The 19,857-nt window shown below is 60.3% G+C and carries 14 protein-coding genes; 1 reads left to right on the plus strand and 13 read right to left on the minus strand.

Going from position 1 to position 19,857, the window contains the following annotated elements; all coding sequences use genetic code 11:
• Positions 1–48: 48 nt before the first annotated feature.
• The 13 genes from J3Q04_RS05100 to yaaA form a co-directional block, all read right to left on the minus strand.
• A complete protein-coding gene (locus tag J3Q04_RS05100; RefSeq protein WP_420765398.1) occupies positions 49–1,500 on the minus strand; it encodes a mannose-1-phosphate guanylyltransferase/mannose-6-phosphate isomerase in 1,452 nt (483 codons plus the stop codon).
• A gap of 152 nt (positions 1,501–1,652) precedes the next feature.
• Positions 1,653–2,318: an alginate O-acetyltransferase AlgF gene (locus J3Q04_RS05105; RefSeq protein ID WP_420765397.1), complete on the minus strand. Its 666-nt coding sequence runs from the start codon at positions 2,316–2,318 to the stop codon at positions 1,653–1,655.
• A 14-nt stretch (positions 2,319–2,332) separates the two neighbouring features.
• A complete protein-coding gene (locus J3Q04_RS05110; RefSeq protein WP_434560489.1) occupies positions 2,333–3,508 on the minus strand; it encodes an alginate O-acetyltransferase in 1,176 nt (391 codons plus the stop codon).
• Between the two features lie 11 nt (positions 3,509–3,519).
• The gene (locus J3Q04_RS05115; protein WP_420765395.1) at positions 3,520–5,085 is read right to left on the minus strand and encodes an MBOAT family O-acyltransferase; all 1,566 of its coding nucleotides are present in this window, start codon (positions 5,083–5,085) and stop codon (positions 3,520–3,522) included.
• A 213-nt stretch (positions 5,086–5,298) separates the two neighbouring features.
• Complete coding sequence (locus J3Q04_RS05120) at positions 5,299–6,423, minus strand: mannuronate-specific alginate lyase (RefSeq protein ID WP_420765417.1); 1,125 nt, start codon at positions 6,421–6,423, stop codon at positions 5,299–5,301.
• Positions 6,424–6,446: 23 nt separating this feature from the next.
• A complete protein-coding gene (locus J3Q04_RS05125) occupies positions 6,447–7,898 on the minus strand; it encodes an alginate O-acetyltransferase (protein WP_434607621.1) in 1,452 nt (483 codons plus the stop codon).
• A 12-nt stretch (positions 7,899–7,910) separates the two neighbouring features.
• Positions 7,911–9,503: a mannuronan 5-epimerase AlgG gene (algG, locus tag J3Q04_RS05130; protein WP_420765393.1), complete on the minus strand. Its 1,593-nt coding sequence runs from the start codon at positions 9,501–9,503 to the stop codon at positions 7,911–7,913.
• Positions 9,504–9,529: 26 nt separating this feature from the next.
• Positions 9,530–11,014 carry an alginate export family protein gene (locus J3Q04_RS05135; RefSeq protein WP_434564143.1) on the minus strand — a complete coding sequence of 495 codons (1,485 nt, stop codon included), beginning with the start codon at positions 11,012–11,014 and terminating at the stop codon, positions 9,530–9,532.
• Positions 11,015–11,019: 5 nt separating this feature from the next.
• Complete coding sequence (algK, locus tag J3Q04_RS05140; protein WP_420765392.1) at positions 11,020–12,525, minus strand: alginate biosynthesis TPR repeat lipoprotein AlgK; 1,506 nt, start codon at positions 12,523–12,525, stop codon at positions 11,020–11,022.
• A gap of 15 nt (positions 12,526–12,540) precedes the next feature.
• Complete coding sequence (locus J3Q04_RS05145; protein WP_420765391.1) at positions 12,541–13,710, minus strand: PilZ domain-containing protein; 1,170 nt, start codon at positions 13,708–13,710, stop codon at positions 12,541–12,543.
• A gap of 35 nt (positions 13,711–13,745) precedes the next feature.
• A complete protein-coding gene (gene alg8, locus J3Q04_RS05150; RefSeq protein WP_420765390.1) occupies positions 13,746–15,227 on the minus strand; it encodes a mannuronan synthase in 1,482 nt (493 codons plus the stop codon).
• 100 nt (positions 15,228–15,327) lie between these two features.
• The gene (locus tag J3Q04_RS05155; RefSeq protein WP_434607617.1) at positions 15,328–16,644 is read right to left on the minus strand and encodes a nucleotide sugar dehydrogenase; all 1,317 of its coding nucleotides are present in this window, start codon (positions 16,642–16,644) and stop codon (positions 15,328–15,330) included.
• Between the two features lie 808 nt (positions 16,645–17,452).
• On the minus strand, positions 17,453–18,232 hold the full coding sequence (gene yaaA, locus J3Q04_RS05160) for a peroxide stress protein YaaA (protein WP_434607615.1): 780 nt from the start codon (positions 18,230–18,232) through the stop codon (positions 17,453–17,455).
• Positions 18,233–18,422: 190 nt separating this feature from the next.
• Between yaaA and J3Q04_RS05165 the strand changes: the two genes are divergently transcribed.
• Positions 18,423–19,547 carry a polysaccharide deacetylase family protein gene (locus J3Q04_RS05165; protein WP_434564142.1) on the plus strand — a complete coding sequence of 375 codons (1,125 nt, stop codon included), beginning with the start codon at positions 18,423–18,425 and terminating at the stop codon, positions 19,545–19,547.
• The last annotated feature ends 310 nt before the right edge of the window (positions 19,548–19,857 follow it).

Below are 19,857 nucleotides of genomic sequence, written 5' to 3' on the forward strand. Positions count from 1 at the left end.
CGCAGTGGGCTGGATGAGGGCTTCTTGTCTGGCTGATCGTTGCTGATCTTATTGGGCGATAGTCTTCACCGACACGCCGCGCTCCAGTGGGGTGGAACGACCGTAGATATCTTCGAAGCGCTCGATGTCGTCTTCGCCCAGGTAGCTACCGGACTGCACTTCGATGATTTCCAGCGGGATCTTGCCCGGGTTGCGCAGGCGGTGAACCGACGCGATCGGGATGTAGGTCGACTGGTTTTCGGTCAGCAGGAACACGTTCTCGTCGCAGGTCACTTCAGCGGTGCCGCTGACCACGATCCAGTGTTCGGCGCGATGGTGGTGCATCTGCAGCGACAGGCACGCGCCCGGCTTGACCGAGATGTGCTTGACCTGGAAGCGACCGCCCATGTCCACCGAGTCATAGGAACCCCACGGACGATAGACCTCGCAGTGGTTCTGGGTTTCGGTGCGGCCCTGGGCATTGAGGGTGTTGACCAGCTGCTTGACGCCTTGGACCTTGTCCTTGTGGGCGATCATCATGGCGTCCTTGGTCTCGACCACGACGATGTTGTCCAGCCCGATCACCGACACCAGCTTGCCGTTCCCGTGGATCATGCAGTTGCGGCTGTCCTGGACCACGACGTCGCCCTTGGTGACGTTGCCGTTGGTGTCTTTGGCATTGACTTCCCACAGCGATGCCCAGCAACCGACGTCGCTCCAGCCCGCCGACAGCGGCACCACGCAGGCGCGCTGGGTTTTTTCCATCACCGCGTAGTCGATGGAGTTGTCCGGGCAGCAGGCGAAGGTGGCGTCGTCGAAGGTGATGGTGTCGGCGGTCTGCTCGCTGCGCTCAAGGGTCAGCAGGCAGGTGTCGTAGATGTCCGGATCGTGTTTCTTCAGCTCTTCGAGGAAGCGACTGGCGCGGAACAGGAACATGCCGCTGTTCCAGAAGTAACCGCCGGCTTGGACGAACTCGGTAGCGCGCTTGACGTCGGGTTTTTCGACGAAGTGGGACACGCGGCTCACGCCTTCAGGCAGCAAGGCGTCGTTGGTCGACTTGATGTAGCCGTAGCCGGTTTCCGGCTTGGTGGCCGGGACGCCGAACAGCACCATTTCGCCACGCTCGGCCGCCACGGTGGCCAGGGCCAATGCGCGTTGCAGGGCTTTCTGATCCTCGATGACGTGGTCCGCCGGCAGTACCAGCATCAGTTCGTCGCGGCCTTCGTTGACCAGCATCATCGCGGTCAGGGCCACGGCCGGCGCGGTGTTGCGACCGAACGGTTCCATCAGGATGCGCTGGGCTTCCAGATTCTGGGCGGACAGCTGCTCGTTGACGATGAAACGGTGCTCCTTGTTGCAGACCACGATCGGCGTGTCCATGCCTTCGAACACCAGGCGCTCGAGGGTCTGTTGGAACAGGGTGTGTTCGCCGGTCAGGGCCAGGAACTGTTTAGGGAATTGCTTGCGCGAAAGCGGCCAAAGACGTGAGCCACTACCACCTGACAAGATCACCGGAATCATGTTTGTTACTCCTTTGAAGCAAAAATGGTTTTAGAGCTACTGCGTTCTGTCGTTTCACTCTCTTGTTTTTGTTCCGTATCCGAATGACACCTGTGTCCTGTGGGAGCGAGCTTGCTCGTTCCCACAGGTGAAGCGTCAGTCAGAAAAACTCATCAGCGGGTGGACACCGGGCGCTTGACCCAGACAGGCGACAGGCTGCTGCCGGAACCAGTCACGTACAGTACGGCCGCTTCGCCGCGCTCAAGGGCTACTGGCTTCACATCGCCGACTTTCTTGTCGCCTTCGTACAGAGCCAGGGACACTTTCACCGGGTTGATTTCACGTTCGCCACGGCCCTTGGCCGCTACCTCCTTAACCACATCGGTCTTGCCGTCGGCGGTCTTGAGGGTCAGCTTCTTGTCGCTGAGGTTCTGTACGCGGACCAGGGATTTCTGCTTGTTCTTGAACGGTGGTTCTTCGATCAGTTGTGGCTGGCCGCTGGCGTTGTTGACCAGGGTGTAATAGTGATCGGAGGCCAGTTTAACCGGTACGGTCTGGCTGCCTACCTTGGCGCTGTAGTCGCCGCCAGGCATGAAGCTGAAGTCGCTGCTGGCCAAGGGGGCCACGTCGCTGATGTTGGTGCTGCCGACGGTGGCGCTGACTTCGGCGTTGCTGGCGTTGTAGACCCGCACGAAGCTCGAGCCTTTCGGCGCGACAGGGCCATACAGGGCCGAGTCACCGGCGAAGGCTGAGAAGGAAAGGGCGCTCATGCTGGCGACCAGGGCAACGGCCTTGAAGGAGCGAGCAGCGAGACGACGAGGAGTAGTGTTGAAAGTCATGATGGACCTCTCTTTCAGTTTTGCGCCCGGTCGGGCGTCTCGGATTGTGTGTTAGCAGCTACGTTCTGTTGGCGGGTGCCGGCTTGCTTGAGTTCGGCGACCCATTGCGGATCGGCGTCGCCGATCTCGTTGTTCACGGGCAGATAACGTTCAGGAAACTCCCAGATCAGCACCTGTGGCGGGCTGTTCTTGAAGGCGTCGCTCTTGAGGTAGCTGAGCATCGGCAGAATCGGGCCATGGCCGTCTTCGGCGTAGTTGACGACGTCGCTGTGCAGCGCTTGCTTGAGAGCACCGACGAAGTTCCAGTTGGGGTTGGCGCTGTAGCTGGTGCCGATCAGGGCCACGGGCACCTGGGCATCGGCGAACAACGCGTCATCGCTGGCCGGCTGGTCGTCGGCTTCGCGGGTGTTGCGCTTGACTAGCGGCTCCTGGGCCGGCATCAGGTTTTCGAACAGGGGATCGAGCGGCAGGAACTGGCGCAGGTCGCCCTTGTGGATGATCTTCTCCGCAGGCTCGGTGACAAAACGCTGTGGTTCGCCATTCAGTGGTGTGCGTTCGGCAATGGCTTTGGCCAGATGTTCCGCGGCAATTTGCGCGCCTTCCGGCGTCCAGTGAGTGTCGGTGCGCAGGAACACTTGCTGGCCGCTCTGCTTGGCCTGTTGCAGCGGGCCGAGCAGATCAGGAGCGAGGATCTTGTCCGTCGCCACGCGGGCGTGGAAGTCCTGGTACAGGTTGGCGTGGATGCTCGACGGCTTCACTTCACCCAGGTGCTCGGGATACAGCCGCGCCTTGGCGGGCACGATCGCCATGACCAGGGTGATGCCTTGTTCCTTGAGCTTCTGGCGCACGCCTTCGATCAGCGCGTAGTTGCCTTGCAGGTTCTGCTCTTCGTTGACGATCGGGTTGAACTCTTCGTCGCTGAACAGCCACTGGTCGCGGCCCAGGACCACGCCCTTGCGGCCTTCGTTGAACAGTTTGTAGTCCAGCGCGGCCCAGATGTTGGTGCCCAGGCGCTTGATCGGGAATTCATCGTCGTAATGCGTTTCCACGGCCTTGGCCCAGCGACCGTTGAGCACGGTCGCATCGGGGTTGGTGCTGAAGCCTAGGAAGCTGCGCATCGACCAGATACCCAGCGCCGTCAGGATCAACATAAACAGCGCGACGTAGAAGATGCGTAATGAGCGGGTCATGTCCGGATCCCTCAGAACTGGAAGTAAAGGAACGGCGAGAAGCTTTGCGCCGACAGTTTGAGAATCGAGGCGATGAACAACAGCAGTACCAGGGCGCGCATCACATAGCGTGACCAGTCCACGGTCCAGTAGGCCGGTTGCACCTGGGCTTCGACGCCCACGGTGTAGCCGGGTTCATGGATGGTCGACGGGTTGTCGCCGGGTACGGCTTTGATCAGCCCCGGTTGCGCGGTGGCCGGGCCATTGGCTTCGGCGCTCACCTCAGGCTTGGCCTTGACCGGCGGACGGTTGGTGTAGAAGTCCCGCAGGCCGAAGAAGGCGAGGGTGATGTAGGCCACCGCCAGCGTGGCGATCTGCAAACCGGTGAGGTTGGCGCGGGTCAGTTCCGACAGCGACCAGTCGTTGAAGCTGAACATCGCGCCGTACATGCGGCCGGCGACGTGCAGGTTCTCGGCGCGGAAGATCACCCAGCCCATCACCACCAGCAGGAACGTCAGTGCCCAGCGGATCGGGTTGATGCTGCGCGGGTTGGTGTCGATGCCCACGGCTTTTTCGATCGCCAGCCAGATCCCGTGCCACGCGCCCCAGATCACGTAGGTGATGTTCGCGCCGTGCCACAGACCACCGAGCAGCATGGTCAGGAACAGGTTGCGATAGGTCATCAGCGTGCCTTTGCGGTTCCCGCCCAGGGTGATGTAGAGGTAATCGCGCAGCCAGGTCGACAGGCTGATGTGCCAGCGACGCCAGAACTCGGTAATCGATTGGCTGATGTAGGGCTGCTTGAAGTTTTCCATGAAGCGGAAACCCATCATCAGGCCCAGGCCGATGGCCATGTCACTGTAGCCGGAGAAGTCGAAGTACAGCTGCGCCGTGTACGCCAGGGCGCCAAGCCAGGCATCGCCCGTGGTCGGGTTCTGCAGAGCGAAGCAGTGGTCCGCCACCACCGCCAGGGTATCGGCGATGAAGACTTTCTTGATGAAGCCCTGCATGAAGCGCGTGCAGCCTTCGGAGAATTTGTCCAGCGTATGGGTGCGGTTGTTGAACTGATCGGCCAGGTCACGGAAACGCAGCACGGGGCCTGCGATCAAGTGCGGGAAGATCGCCACGAATGCCGCGAAGTCGATCAGGTTGCGCGTGGCCGGCGTATCACCGCGATACACGTCGATGATGTAGCTGATGGACTCGAAAATGTAGAACGAGATGCCGATCGGCAGCAGCACGTGGGTCAGGATGAACGGGTTGAGCCCGAAGCTGGTGATGATCGCGTTGAGGCTGTCCACGCCGAAGTTGGCGTACTTGAAGTAGCCCAGGATGGCCAAGTCCACGCCCACGCCGAGCAGCAGCCAGCGCTGGGCCGGTTTGGTGCGCACGCCGGCGGCACCGACTTTCAGGCCGATCCAGTAGTTCCACAGGGTGACACCGGCGAAAAGGGCCAGGAAGTCCACGCGCCACCAGGCATAGAACACATAGCTGGCGATGAGCAGCAGCAGGTTGCGATAGCGTTGCCCGCTCAGGTAGTACAAGCCGAGAAAGATCGGCAGGAACAGGAACAGGAACACATTGGATGAAAATACCATCCCGATCTCTCCTTGTTGAATCAACAGTCAAGGGCCAGAGCCCCCCCAAACCCCCCCATGAAAACCGGGGAGTTATTGCATTTCGAACGCTTGCTTACCTGTGGCGAGGGAGCTTGCTCCCGCTCGGCTGCGAAGCAGTCGCATCGTCAGGCTTGGGGGCGCTATGCACCCCAGCGGGAGCAAGCTCCCTCGCCACAGCAAATGTGTTGAGTCTTAACTACCTTTCTCGCCTTTCTCCCGCGAAGGGTCATACACCCGGGTCAGGTCCCCGCCGAGGCGGAAGGTCTTGAACGGTTGCATTTCGTGCTTGCGTTCCAGCACGTCCTCGGAGCAGGTGTAGAGGCTGCAGAACGGTTCGAGCCAGGCGAATTTCGAATCGATCTTCAGATCCTTCATGTCCTGTTCTTCGCCGTTTTTCTCTTCGAAGATGTCCGGGTCTTTCACCCCGGCGAGCACTCGTTCACCCAGTCGCTTGAGGGCACCGTTGTTTTCCTGGCGCAGGTCCACGCCGTTGACCTGGGCGAAGCTGGCGATCATCGCCAGCGGTGGCAGGGCGTAGTTGTGGTAGGACAGGGCGCGTTGCTTGCGCTTGAGTTCGTTGGGCAGATAGCCCTCGGCATCAACCTGATTGGCGCCGACCTTGTATTCTTTGACGGCCCAGTCGAACAGGTCGCGACGGTTGGTCGCCACGGACGTGGCCATGACCGACCAGGCGGCCCAGTACGAATGGTTGTTGATTTTCTCCAGCGGCAGGTTGTCCCAATCGCTGACCACCTGGTCGGCCATCTTGCTGAACCAGGCTTCGATCAGTTGCGCCTGTTCTTGATGGTTCGCCAGCGGGCGCGACTCGGAGAACTTCAGGCGCACATAGGCCGAAGCCATGCTGCCCAAGGCCCATTTGCGCATGGACTTGCCGGTGTGGTTGAAGTCCTTGGACATCAGCGCATCGGCCTTGGCCCAAGCGGTCAGCCAGTTCAGCGTGCATTCAAGCTGCTCGGGACGACCGTCGCGCATGAACTGCATGACCTGTTTGCTCACGCCGCGCTCGATCCTGGTGATGTCGGCGGTGCTGTCGCGGAAGGCTTTTTCCGATTGCAGGTTCAGCGTTGCGCGAGCTTTGTCGGAGCCCTCGTATTTGCTGCGAAACTGCAGCGAGCCCGTGTATGGCGTCGGCACTGCCTCGCAGCCCTTGCCGCCGTCGCCTTCCTTGACCTTTTCAATCGGTGCGAAGTAGCCCTGTGGCGGGCGCAGTGGCGCCGCGGCCTGCGTGGCCCCGGCGAACATCGCCAAGGTCAGCAGGGACGGAGCCAGCAGCGTTTTCAACGTTCGGGTGCGCATGGTTCTGGTCATGAGACGAGACCTCATTGTCCGATTTGAGCCGTTTGTTGCTCGGCTTGCGGAGATGCGTTGCGTTTGCAGACTTTCGCTTCCACTTGCAGGGGTTCTTTCCCGGCTTCAGGCCCTTGGACTTCCAGAGCCAGGAGGTTCTGGGAAGCCCAGTCTTCGTCGGTGCGCAATTGGAAGGCGAAACGTCCGTCGGTTTCGGAGGTGTTCGGTTTTTCGATCTTGATGTCCTCGTGGCGCCCATTCATGTACCAGAGGGTGGCTTGCAAGGTTTTCACCGAGGTGTCGGCGAAGCGGATGTCGATCTGGTGACTGCCGTTACGCAGGTCCATATTCTTGCTGTTGACCATCAATTCGTTCTTGCCCGGCTTGAGCTTGGCCTTGCTGCTCATCAATGCCGGCTTGCCTTCGCAACCGTTGTTGTCCAGCAGCGCCATCATCTGGCGGTAGATGGTTTCCTGGTCCAGGCGATACAGCGGCGAGAACTCCCAGATGAGAATTTTCGGTGGGCTCTTCTGGAACTCTTCGCTGCCCAGGTACTGGATCATCGCGCCCTCGAAACCGCCGCCCGGGAAGGCTACGTTGAGGATGTCGGCGCCGATGGCTTCTTGCAGGAACCCGGCGAAGTTGTAGTTTTTGCCGCTGTGGCTGGTGCCCACCAGCGTGATTTGCGGATCGCCCGCATCGCCGAACAGGTCGCCATCGCCCGCCTCGCCCTTGGGCTCGGTGGTGAACTGGTCCATGTACTGGATCGCATAGCTGGTGCCACACAGTTGCCCGGCCATGTTGTGCAGGGTGCCGGTCTTGCCCATGCGGCCGGACTTCTTGGTCTCGAATTCACGCTTGGGAATGTCGGCGAATGCCGGGATCTGCTTGACCTTCTCGGCCACGATCTTCGCCGTGCGCTGGGCGCCGTACGGGGTCCAATGCTGGTCGCCACGGAAGTAGAAATCATGGGCCGGCAGGGTTTCGGGCAGGTTTTCGTTGGTCAGCGGCGACAGGTCCGGCACCACGTAACCCATCTGGGCGAAACGGCCGAGCATGGTTTTGTAGTTGGTCAGCGCCTTCTCGTAGTCGAAGGCGGCCTTTTCCTGCGGGTTGAGTTTGTTGCGGTTCACCAGGCCCCGGGTCGGCTGGTAGACAAGCACCAGTTCTACGCCTTTTTTCTTGAACGCATCGTGCAACTGCTGCATGCGCTTGTAGCCGGCCGGCGTGGTGTTGAACTCCGTGCGCAGGTCTTCCTGGGTACGGAACAGCCAATCGCCCTGGGCCTGGACCAGCGTGGTGAAGTTCTGCTGGTAGCGCGTGGTGTAGTTTTTCGCGTCATGGGCAGCCGGGCACAGGTTGCAGCAAGGTTCGGCGGTAAAGGTCGGTGCTTTGACTTCATCGGCGCGCGCGCCGCTTGCGGCGGCGAGAATGCCGGCGGTCAGGGCGGACAGGCCCAGAAGTTTGATCATGCGTGGGTTCATAAAGGTCATTCCTCAGTCCCGCAATTCGGTCTGGCTTTCAACAGGGTCGATCAGCACGGCTTTTTGCTGGCGCACCAGCAGGTCGAGGATTTCGTCCTGGCGTTCGCCCAGGATCCCCGTGAAGCTGATGCCGCTGGATTTGGTCGGCGCAAGCATGGACACGCGGTACAGCTCGACGCTCAACGGCGAGTCGATGGACAGCGGGCCGCTGCCGTTGCCGGCCAGTTCGCCGCCGACCACGATCAGCGACACCTCGGTGTCGAACGGGTCGAGCTTGATGTCCCGGTCGGTGTCGGACAGGTCTTTGATGTGGCCATACAGACCGGTCAGGCCATTGGCCATGGACAGGTTTTCGTACAGTCGGATGTTTACGCTGTTACGAATCCGGATGCCGTGGCGCTGGTTGCTGATCACCTTGTTGCCCCACAACAGGTTGTCACCACTCTCATAAAGCGTGATGCCGTCGGTGTGGTTCTTGTAGATCTCGTTGTAGGCGATCACGTTGTTCACACTGTTGCGGTCGATCACCACGCCCGAGAGCTTGTTGTCGTAGCTGCGGTTGTTGAAGATGAAGCTGTCATTGACCTCACGGGAAATAATGATCCCGTGCTTCTTCTTGGTTCCGTAAACGGTGTTGTCGGCGATGATCAGCCGATGGGAACGGTCGTGGGGGTCGATGCCGTAGACGATGTTGTCTTTGTAGGTGTTGCCCTTGATCACAAAGTCTTCCGTTTCGTAGCAGTAGAAGCCGTACCACATGTCCGAGAACTCGGAACCGATGATCCAGCCGGTCGGTTCCGGGCGCTTGAGGACCTTGGCCATGTTCGGCGTGTACTGGGAAATACTCACGCCGTACGACTTACTGTTGGCGTAGCCGAAGCTGGCCATCTTGGTATTGACGATGTAGGTCTCGGTACCACCCCAGGACAGCAGGAACGGACGGAACTCGTTGGGCGAACGGAACGTGGCGGGGCCGTTGTCCTTTTCGCGCCAGCCGGTGACCTTGGTGTCGCGGATGAACATGTGCCCATCGTTGACCAGGAACGAGCCGCCCTCCTGGGACAGGCGCAGTTCCTGGGTCTGCTTGTCGATTTCCAGGATGCCTTTTTCGCCCACGACAATCGGAATTCGCGCCAGGAACACCCCTGGCGACGTTTCCTTGAGGTACTGCTTAGGCACTTTCTTGACCAGGTCCTTGAGGTTCATGTAACCGTCGTCGATGAAGATGGCCTGCGGGATGCCGTGCTGACGCACCACCCACTCGGCCATCTTGTTGTCGCCGCCGATGAAGTCCTTCAAGGCGTTTTCCTGCATCATCCGGCGCACGCTGACTTTGCCGGGCTTGCTGCGCACGATCTTCGCCGCGACCGCTTCGGCGGTATAACCCTTGAGGTCGGGCAGGGTTGGCGCGGCCAGTTCCAGCGGCGCGGTCGGCGCGCTGCTGACGGTGTAGGTCTTGGCTCGTTGCAGCTCCTTGACCACGTTGCCCGGCTTGACCGCCGGTTCAACGTTGGCGAACGCCGATGAGCCGGCCAGCAGCATCGCTGCGGCCAACAGGCTGATCGAACCCTTCATCGCCTGGCTGTTCCTGAGGTAGCGGTTCATATCGGGCACTCCCATGGCCGTTCGCATCAGAAGCGCCAGATCACGTCGACAAAGGCACGATGCATGTACGAATCGACCTCTTTGCCGTAGGCGTCGCCTGGCTTGAACACGCCGCCACGCAAGCGCACCAGCGCCGACGGCTCATCTATGGATTGACTCAGCGCAGCCGGCAACAGGCCTTGCTTGAAGTACTTGGTGACCACCAGATCGACTTCCTGGCCCAGGTCCTTCTCGCCGTCGCGCAGCGGCAGGGTCGAGGTGGACAAGATGGCGCCGGTCACGTCGTCGGTGTTGTTTTGCACGGCATTGATGCCGTTGCTGCCCACCGCCTTGTTGCCGTCCACGCGCCAGAACTTGTGGTACACGAGGCTGGCGTCGTATTCGTCGCGCAGTTGCCAGGAGCCGAACAGGCTGGCGCTCTGGGTGTTGGCCATTTCGCCACGGAAGGCCTCGCCGAAACGGTGGACGCGCGAGCGGGTGCCGGTGAAGTTCGAGCGGTTACTCTGCAGGCCGTTCTGCTCGTAGTCCTCGCTGGCGCGGGCGTAGGCCGCACCGACTTGCCATTGCGGATCCAGACGCAGGCGGATACCCAGGTCGGTGGCCCAGCCGTCAACGTCGTCGCTGCGCTTGAGCTGCGCGGGGCGGGTGCCGTCGGCGTCGAGCGGGTTGACGGTGTCGCGGTCGCCGGTCATGCCGGTGATGCTTGCCCAGTAATTGACGGTGTTGGTGTTGCGCCAGTTGTAGGCATCGCTGTTGGCTTCCAGGCCGAGCCAGGTCAGGTCACCATTCTGGGTCTTGTCCAGGGTGTCGGTGGCTTCGCCCGGGGTCGGGTAGTCCAGGCTGCCGTTGTCATGGGTGTGGTGCGCGCGGATCCCGGCCCATTGGCCTGGCATCCATTGGTACGCCACGTCACCGTAGACGTGCAGGCGATCCTCGTCCTGGGGCGACAGTTCCTTGAGGTCGGTGCGGTATTCGCTGAAACGCTCGGCCACGCCCAGGTTGGCGCGCAGCAGGGTGGTGTCGAAGGTCCAGTTCAGGGCCTCGATGTTGGTGTCGCGCCATTGCCCGTCGTCGTTGCGCAGGCGCTGGCGACCGAACTTCAACAGTTCGCCCGGATAAGGCGTGAGGCCGCTGTAGCCAATCCAGAATTCGCGCATTGCCAGGTAGCTTTTTTTGGCTTCGCGATCACCGCTGTCGGTTTGCTGGGTCGCGTCATCCGACTGCTGCAGCGTGTCGGTCTCAATGATGTCGGTGGATGTCACGGCCTGGGCCATGGCGTAGCCGCTCCAGTTACCGCTTTCGCCATAGATCCAAGGGCGCAGGTCCAGGCCGATACCGTTGACGTCGCCACCGCTCTGGGTGCCGAGGTCGCGGTCATCTTCGGACTGGCCGGTGATCTTCACTTCCAGGCCGAAATTCTTGCTTTCGGTCAGCGCCGCCAGGGTCGGGCAGGACCACAGCAGGGCAAACGACAGGCCAATACCAGCCTGTACAAAAGGGTTGAGCTTCAAAAGCTTCATAGAGGTTCCTCGCCGTCATCTTCTTTTAGGGCTTGCAGTTCAAGCGTATCGGGGCTCATGGCGCCGCGAATGGCCTGCTCTTGTTGTAGCAGGCGTTGCGCTTGTGCAAGTTGTTCCGGCGGTAATTGTGCTTCGAGGGTCTGGGCAAGCTCGGTGGCCTGCGGGGTGTTTTGTGCCTTGGCCAACTGGCTGAACACGTAAGCGTTGACCGGGTTGGGCTTGGTGCCCTTGCCTTGGGAGAACAGCTGGGCAATGGCGTAATCGGCGCTGTTCTGGCCGTTGCGGGCGGCCTTGAGCAGGTGATCCAGAGCCTTTTGCGAGTACACCTGGCCCAGATAACCACGGCGATAGATCTGGCCGAGGTAATAATCGGCCGCCACTTCACGGCCCACGGCTTTCTGGAAGTGCGCCTCGGCGACCTTGGCGTCGGCGGGCACCCACTTGCCTTCGTAATACAGCTTGCCCAGCAACAGCTCGGCGCGCGGCTGGTCGGCGGCGCGGCCGTTTTCCAGGTACTGCATCATCTTGTCGACGTCACCCAACTCGGGGAAATCGTAAAGCAGCTGCGCCAGGCTGACCCAGGAAGCGGGGTAGCCGGGGGCGATGCCTTCGAGCAACGACTGGGCGGTTTTCTCGTCGGTCTTGCCCAGACTCTGATCGGCCAGGACGCGGGCGACGCTGTCTACACGCTGGGCCGAGACCACACCGCGGGCGTGACCGGCTTGCATCTGCTTGATCAGCTCGGCCTGTTGTTCCGGCTGGCCGCGTTTCTGGTAGACCGTGGCCAATTCGACGTAGCAGATGTCGGTGGTCGCCAGGGCGGCCTTGCAGACCTTTTCCACTTCGTCCAGGTGCTGGTCGTACGTGCCCTGGGTGCGGTAGAGCAGGATCTGCGCCAGGCCGGCTTCCGGGTAGCCGGCGCTGCGCCATTGGCTGATCTGCTGCTGGGCGTTGACGTTCGGGAAGCTGTGGGGGTATTGCAGGTACAGCATCGCCAGCGGGATCAAGGTATTGCCTTCACCGTTGGCGAAGGCTTTTTTCAACAGGCCTTCGGCTTCGTGTCTTTCAGCCTCGGTGGATCCGGGCTTGGCCACCAGCAGGCGACCCAGGCGAGCCTGGGCGCGCGGCGAGATATCGGCGGCGGCGCGGTAGGTCGCCTCGGCCTTTCTCATCTGCTCGGGGTCGCGGCTGTCCACCTGGATATCGGCCAGGCCCACCTGGGCCTCGCTGTAGCCCAGGTCTGCCAGTTGCTGATAGTTCTGCTGCGCCAACGCCGTGTCGCCGCGCTTGAGGGCTTCGTTGGCCAGGCGCTGGTCGGGCAGGCCGGCGCAACCGGCCAGGCTGACGGCCAGTGCCAAGGCACACAACGCATAGCCTGTGTGGGAGCGAGCCTGCTCGCGATGCAGGCTGCTCGGAGTCTCAGACAGACCGCGTCGATCCCATCGCGAGCAAGCTCGCTCCCACAGGGAACGCGGCGCATTGTTGTTTTGTGGAGTGATCACGGGCATATCCTCGACTTAAAGACCAACGGCCATGGCTTTGTCGATCAGCCAGTTCAGGCTTGGGCCACGATCGCTGACGACTTCTACCGGACGGCCGGCCAGCGCGCTGTCGAGGGCTTCGTCGGGCTGGATCAGCACGCGGATATCGGAAGACAGGTCGGCGCTTTTCAGGCTGGTGCTGCTGACGATCTTGCCGGTACGGGTGGTGTCTTCGCCGGCCACCTGGAAGCTGACCGGTGTACCTGGGCGCACGTCGCCGAACTGGCGATAGGAGAAACGCGCTTCAACGTTGGCTTCGGCGCCACGTGGAACCAGTTGGAAGATCACGTCGCCCTTGCTGGCGTACTGGCCGTTGGAAACCAGTTGCTGGGCCACGATGCAGTCGCATGGCGAGGTGAGGGTGCCGGTCATTTGCTTGCCGAACAGCTCTTCAACCTTGGCCGGCTGCAGCTGGTTGTCGTCCAGGTGACCCTTGAGTACGTCCAGCATGCTGGTGCTGAAAGTCGCCAGCGGAGCGCCTTTGGCGGCCAGGCCGTCGGCCTTGACCAGGCTCTGCACGGTGCCGTCGCGCGGCATGGTGATGGCCATGCCCGGTACGTTGACGATGCCGGCCTGGGCGTGGCTGACGAAGTACATGCCGTATACCGACTTGAAGATGAAACCGAACGCCGCCAGGCCGACAATGAAGATGCCCAGGCTGAAGGTCACGGCGCGCAGGCGGCCGAAGGCGCTCATGCCACCGTTGTCATCTTTCTGTTTGCGGGCCTTGGTGAAGTTGTCGCGTTGCAACGTCGCCAGCACGTCGCCGACGCCTACGATGTCGCCGGCCAGGTGCGAGGTGATGATATGGCGCAGTGTCGAGATGTCACGCGGCTCTAGGTTCTGGAACTGGCAACCGGTGCGGCCGGTCTGGCGGTCGTGGGAACGGATTTGCAGCTCCACGTCCATGGCCAGGCCAAGGTTGTCGATCACGAACTGCAGGCGGGCCTTGTACGTCTCGCCAACCTTGAGCGGCATCTGGCCGGCGTTGAAGCACAGCCCACCGGCCGACAGGTCCAGGACCTTGACTTCCATGGGCGTACGGTCTGGGCCGAAGAAGCGCAACTTGGCCGGGATTTTGACCCGGGCGTGTTGGCGTTGGGCTTCGGATTCATGCACTACGTTGACATTCACGGCGGTGTTCATAGGGGCGATTTCCTAGTTAATTCAGGCAAGTTCGGTCAGACCATCGTCAGCAGCACGGCGACAAAGATGCTGCCGGCGGAGAAGGTCATGGTCCGAGACGACCAGGTGTTGAACCAACGTTGAAAGCTGGCGAGATCACGGGTCAGGTGGGTGGGCTGGCGGGTCCAGGACTGTTGATCGAGGCGGAAGAACACATAGATCTTCACCATCGCGCCGACGATCTGGTTGTAATAGAGAATCGCCGGGTAGGCCGGGCCGATCCGGTGTCCGGAGCACGACAGCAACAGGGTCAGTAGCAGCCGCGTGATGCCGATCCACAGCAGGTACACCAGGATGAACGCGGTGCCGTACTTGATGCTGGCGATGATCGCCACGGTCAAGCCCAGCAGCGAAGTCCACATCGAGACGCGCTGGTCGAACAGCACCACCGACGTGAACAGGCCCAGACGCCGCAGACCCAGGCCCAGGGCCCGGGAGTTCTGCCGCAGGTTGTTGCCGTACCAACGGAACATCAACTTGCGACTCGCCTTGATGAAGCTTTTTTCCGGCGGATGCTCAACCGTGTTGATGGCCGCGTCTGGCACGTAGAACGTGTCGTAGCCCAGGCGCATCAGGCTGAACCAACTCGATTTGTCATCGCCGGTGAGGAACTTGAAGCGGCCCAGGCGCCAGTGTTGCAGCGAGTCGCTTTCCACGTCGGCGATGAAGTCCGGGTTGGTGACCACGGTCGCGCGGAATACGGACATGCGTCCGGTCATGGTCAACACGCGCTTGGACAGGGCCATGGAGCACATGTTGATGTGACGCTGGGCGAAACGCAGCTTGTGCCACTCGCTCATGATGTAGCCGCCGCGTACTTCGCAATATTCGTTGGTGGTCAGGCCGCCGACATTGCCGAACAGTTGGAACCACGGCACGGTCTTGCGCACCACGCCCTCGGCGAGGACGGTGTCGCCATCGATCACCGCGACCACCGCGCGATCGTCTGGCAGGTGGCGGGAGATGGCGCGAAAGCCGTAGGCCAGGCCGTCACGCTTGCCGGTGCCAGGGATGCGCACGAAGTCCAGCTTGACGTGCTCGGGCGGGTTCATGCGGGCCCAGAGGCTCTTGACCAGCAACTCGTCGGACATTTCCACGATGGAGCAGACCACGGTGGTGGGCAGCCCGCACTCGATGGCTTCGCGAATTACCGAGCCATAGACCTGGGCGGTGGTCAGCGCATCGATGCGAAAGCTGGTCACCATCAGGTACACATGGGACGGGTCCGCCGCCTTGCCCAACTTGCGAACCTTGCGGCGCAGGTGTGGGTAGACGATGTACAGGAAGATCATGCCGCGCACGAAATGCGTTGCTCCCATGGAGTAACGCCAAATGCCCACGGCGCCGATCAGGAAGATGAAGTCCTTGGATTCGGCGTCGAACGTGGACGTGGGCAACGCCGTGGCGATGCCCATCAGTAAACTCAAGTAAAACAGCCAACCGGCGGCCTGAAGCAGGCCGTGCTTTAGCCTGTGCATAATCTGCATCCGTCTCTATCTCGGGCGGGCCCTGGGGGCGGCCCGATGGGTTAAGGCAGGCGAAAGGCCGGCCGGGGCGAGCCCCGGCCGGCTAACAGACTTACCAGCAGATGCCTTCGGTCCGGCCATTCGCAGAGGTGGCCTTGGACATGAACCCAACCAGGTCGATGACCTGCTTGCCTTCCGGTACGTTCTCGGTCAGCGCGCGGAACTTCTCGTCGCGGTTGCCGAGGATGATGATGTCGGAGCTGTCGATCACCGCGTCGAAGTCGGAGTTGAGCAAGGACGAGACGTGAGGGATCTTCGACTCGATGTAATCCTTGTTCGCACCGTGGACACGGGCGTATTCGACGTTGCTGTCGTAGATGCGCAGGTCGTAGCCCTTGCCGATCAGCATTTCCGCCAGCTCTACCAGCGGGCTCTCACGCAGGTCATCGGTGCCGGCCTTGAAGCTCAGGCCCAGCAGGGCGACTTTGCGCTTGTCATGGCTGGATACGATGTTGAATGCGTTCTGAACCTGGGATTCGTTGCTGCGCATCAGCGAGTTCAGCAGCGGTGCTTCCACGTCCAGGGAGCCTGCACGGTAGGTCAGGGCGCGCACGTCCTTGGGCAGGCACGAGCCGCCGAAGGCGAAGCCTGGGCGCATGTAGTACTGGGACAGGTTCAGGGCCTTGTCCTGGCAGACCACGTCCATTACTTCACGGCCATCGACGCCGACAGCCTTGGCGATGTTGCCGATCTCGTTGGCGAAGGTGACCTTGGTGGCGTGCCACACGTTGCAGGTGTACTTGATCATCTCGGCGACGGCGATGTCCTTGCGGATGATCGGCGCATCGAGTTCTTCGTACAGCGATTGCAGGACGTCGCCCGAGGCTTTGTCGAACTCGCCGATGACGGTCATTGGCGGCTGGTCGTAATCCTTGATCGCGGTGCTTTCGCGCAGGAACTCAGGGTTGACCGCAACGCCGAAATCAACGCCGGCTTTCTTGCCGGAGCAATCTTCGAGGATCGGGATAACGACGTTGGCCACGGTGCCTGGCAGTACGGTACTGCGGACCACGATGGTATGGCGGGTGGTTTTCTCGCGCAGTACAAAACCGATTTCACGGCACACTGCTTCGATGTAGTTCAGTTCCAGGTCGCCATTCTTCTTACTTGGCGTGCCGACGCAAATCATCGACAGATCGGTATCACGAATTGCTTCGGCGAAGTTGGTAGTACCACGCAACCGACCTGTTTGAATGCCTTGCGCCAACAGCTCGCCAAGACCCGGTTCAACGATCGGGGATTTACCCGCGTTGATCATGTCGATTTTGTCTTTGGCGACATCTACGCCAACTACGTCATGGCCCCGTGCAGACAGGCAACCGGCACATACTGCACCGACGTAACCCAAACCAAATATGCTAATGCGCATCGCATTTACCTCTGTTTTCACGCCATTAAATGGCCGGAGTTAATAGTGTTCAGCGGTCATCGTGCACTCGGAAGTGTGGAATGCAGGCGCCACAGTGCCGTGTGCAGGCATACAAAGTTCCGAGTGTCTAAATAATTGCACTCAAGTTGTGCGCAAAGCGGCCTAGTTGTTATGACCTGCCCTGTTATGCAGCCAGTCCTCGTTGGCGGGACGTCGGTGCAAAAGATCCTTCACTTCAGACTCCTGGCAAAAAGCCCACAAAATCAGAAGCTTGTGTGCTCGGGGGAGCACGTTAATAGGGGCGCGGCCTTGGCCTTGTAGGGGATACTAATGGTGCATTATCTCCCGTCCTTCAGGGTGGATCCAATTAGACGACCGTTTCGCTAAGTTGTCGTTACAACTCTGTTACTCCGGACGACGTGCCACGTAAGTTATCTCGTACATCCTCGGCGAGAATCGTTACGGGTGGTATGAGCCGTGCGTTTTGACATAGTTCCGATCCGCTCATCGCCATTTTCGAAATTTTTCGAAATATCTGCCTAGATGGCACTGCCCTCATAGTGATAGCACTCGCGTTTTTAGCCTTTAGTTTCGGGGAGTTGAGGGGGGTAGATAGTTTTGTGCCACTACTGATGAAAAATTTCCGTGCCACTACGGAAAAATCTGACATTTGTCGAGTGAAAGAAAAGTTAGCGCGGTGTGTGTTTGTTTTATTGGCGCCAAGAAAGTGGCAAGTAGGGAGGGGAATCGGGATGACATCTAGCGAAGTGATCGAGGCCCCTTATCGGGGCCTGAAAGAGGTATTGCGTTATTGCGGGGCGTGGTCGCGCAAGAAGACCAGTTTTTCCGGGGTGGATTGTTCGGGGTTGTAGCGATAACCCTGCACATCAAACTCCCTTAGTGCAGTGGGATTATTAATGCGTTGTTTGATGACAAATCGGCTCATCAGGCCCCGGGCTTTTTTCGCGTAGAAGCTGATGATCTTGTACTGGCCGTTCTTGAGGTCCTTGAATTCGGTATCGATCACCCGTGCCTTCAGGGCACTGCGTTTAACCGCCGAGAAGTATTCATTGGAGGCCAGGTTCAACAACACGTCGTCACCCTGTTCGGCCAAGGCTTCGTTCAACCATTCGCTGATGCGGGTGCCCCAGAAGGCGTAAAGATCCTTGCCCCGGGCATTGGCCAGTTTCGTGCCCATCTCCAAGCGATAAGGTTGCATCAGGTCCAGGGGGCGCAGCAGGCCATATAAACCGGACAGCATGCGCAGGTGCTGTTGGGCGAAATCGAAATCGGCGTCACCGAGGCTTTGCGCATCGAGGCCGGTATAGACGTCGCCTTTGAAGGCCAGCAATGCCTGTTTGGCGTTGGCGGGGGTGAACGCCGGGTTCCAACTGCCGAACCGTGCTGCGTTGAGGCCGCCGATCTTATCGGAAACGTGCATCAGTTCGCTGATCTGGGCCGGCGAAAGTTCGCGTAGTTGCTCGACCAGCTCCTGGGAGTGGTCAAGGTATTGCGGCAGGGTGAAGCGCTCGATGGCCGGCGGTGTTTCGAAATCGAGGGTCTTGGCGGGGGAAATCACCATCAGCATGCAGACGTCTCCTTTGAGGGTGCGGCGATTCTAGGGGGTTGTCCGGGTGGACTCCAGCTATTGGGGTGATAGGGGATGGATGGTGGTGGTGCCTTTGTGGCGAGCAAGCAAGCTCCCTCGCCACAAAGGCAGGTTCTCCAAGAAGGATCAGCTATCATGCCGCGCGGGTTTCGTTATGGAGACATCCCCTTTGCGTATCGCCCTTCTATTGTCGGCCTGGTTGTTGAGTTTCGCTGCGATCGCCGCACCCAACGACGTCGCCACCTTGGACCGCAGCACCTGGCCTGAGCAACTCACCAATCCGACGCTGTTCGATGTTGCCTCGCGCGCCGAGATCCTGATGTTCGCCCGGGTATTGCTGGACGTCGATGCCATGGATGAAGTGGCGCTCAAGCAGTACCTTGGGCTGCGCTCGGTCAATATGGCGGCGGTCGACGCGCTGCGCACACGGCTGTGGCAGCGTCTGCTATCGAGTTACAACTTTGCCCAGCGAAGCTGTGAATTGGATGCCTCCTTCTGCTATCTGGTGGAAAACATGGCGACCCTGCGAGAAGAAGCGGGCAGGTTCCAACTCGATGATAATTCCTACTACATCAAGTGGGCCGAGCCGAGCCGGACCTTCCATACCCACTATCGGGACGAGTTGTTGCGCAAGGCGGCGCTGTTTCCCCAGGTCAGCAGTGAAATCGAGCGTTTCGGCGATTACGAGCGCAACGGCGAGCAGATGAACGACCGGCTGTTCTTGCTGACCTTCGACAGCGGCGCCAACATCGCGCCGGATAACACCCCGTGGCTGACCGAATACCTGCGAAAATCGAACATGAACGGTACGTTCTTCGTTCTCGGCAAGGATATCCAGGCGCGGCTGGCGGATCGCTCGGTCAATGATCTGCAGAGCCTCTATTCCAGGCAATGCGTCGGTGTGCAGGGCTGGGAGTTTCGCTCTCACAGCTATTGGCAGGATTGGCAAGACTCGGTGCGGCGCAGTGTCGACCTGGTCAAGGGCAAGCTGCCGGAGAATTTCGTGCCGCTGTTCCGCCCGCCCCAAGGCCAACGCCGGGGCGATGCGCAATCATTCTTCCAGGCACAGGGCCTGCAAGTGGCGCTGTGGGATATCGATCCTCAGGACAGCACCAACCGCCTCAAGCCCGAACAGAGTGCCCAGCGGGCGCTGACCTTGATGCTGTTGTGGCGCCATGGCGTGATCAACTTCAACGCCAAGCAGGATGCGGTGAAAATCGCACTGCCCTGGCTCGTAGCGCAAACGGCGCAGAGCGGGATCGGCTGGGAGGAATGTCAGGACGCGTTTCGCTGAAAGATGGGAAAGGCCCGGAAACATTGGGCGGGGCGGGTTTTTTGGCATGCATTCGGTGCGACCCGACTTCCGACTTTAACGGTGCGACAGCGGTACGCCAAGGGTTATTCGTCACTCTGAAAAATAAACTTCAAAAAAGCGTCAAAGTGCTTTTTCCTGTCATGTGTTTTGGAGTATCAAGAAGTCAGACCGCCGAAACCTGCAACACAGGTGGCGTCTTCCAAGACCCAGATTGTGTGCAGTTCACCTGAATCCTCGCGGGTGAATTCGGTGGCTACCTCGAGGCGCAGCACTGTCACGGTATTGCGTC

It is taken from the genome of Pseudomonas sp. D4-21 (assembly GCF_051132125.1).
Lineage (GTDB): Bacteria > Pseudomonadota > Gammaproteobacteria > Pseudomonadales > Pseudomonadaceae > Aquipseudomonas.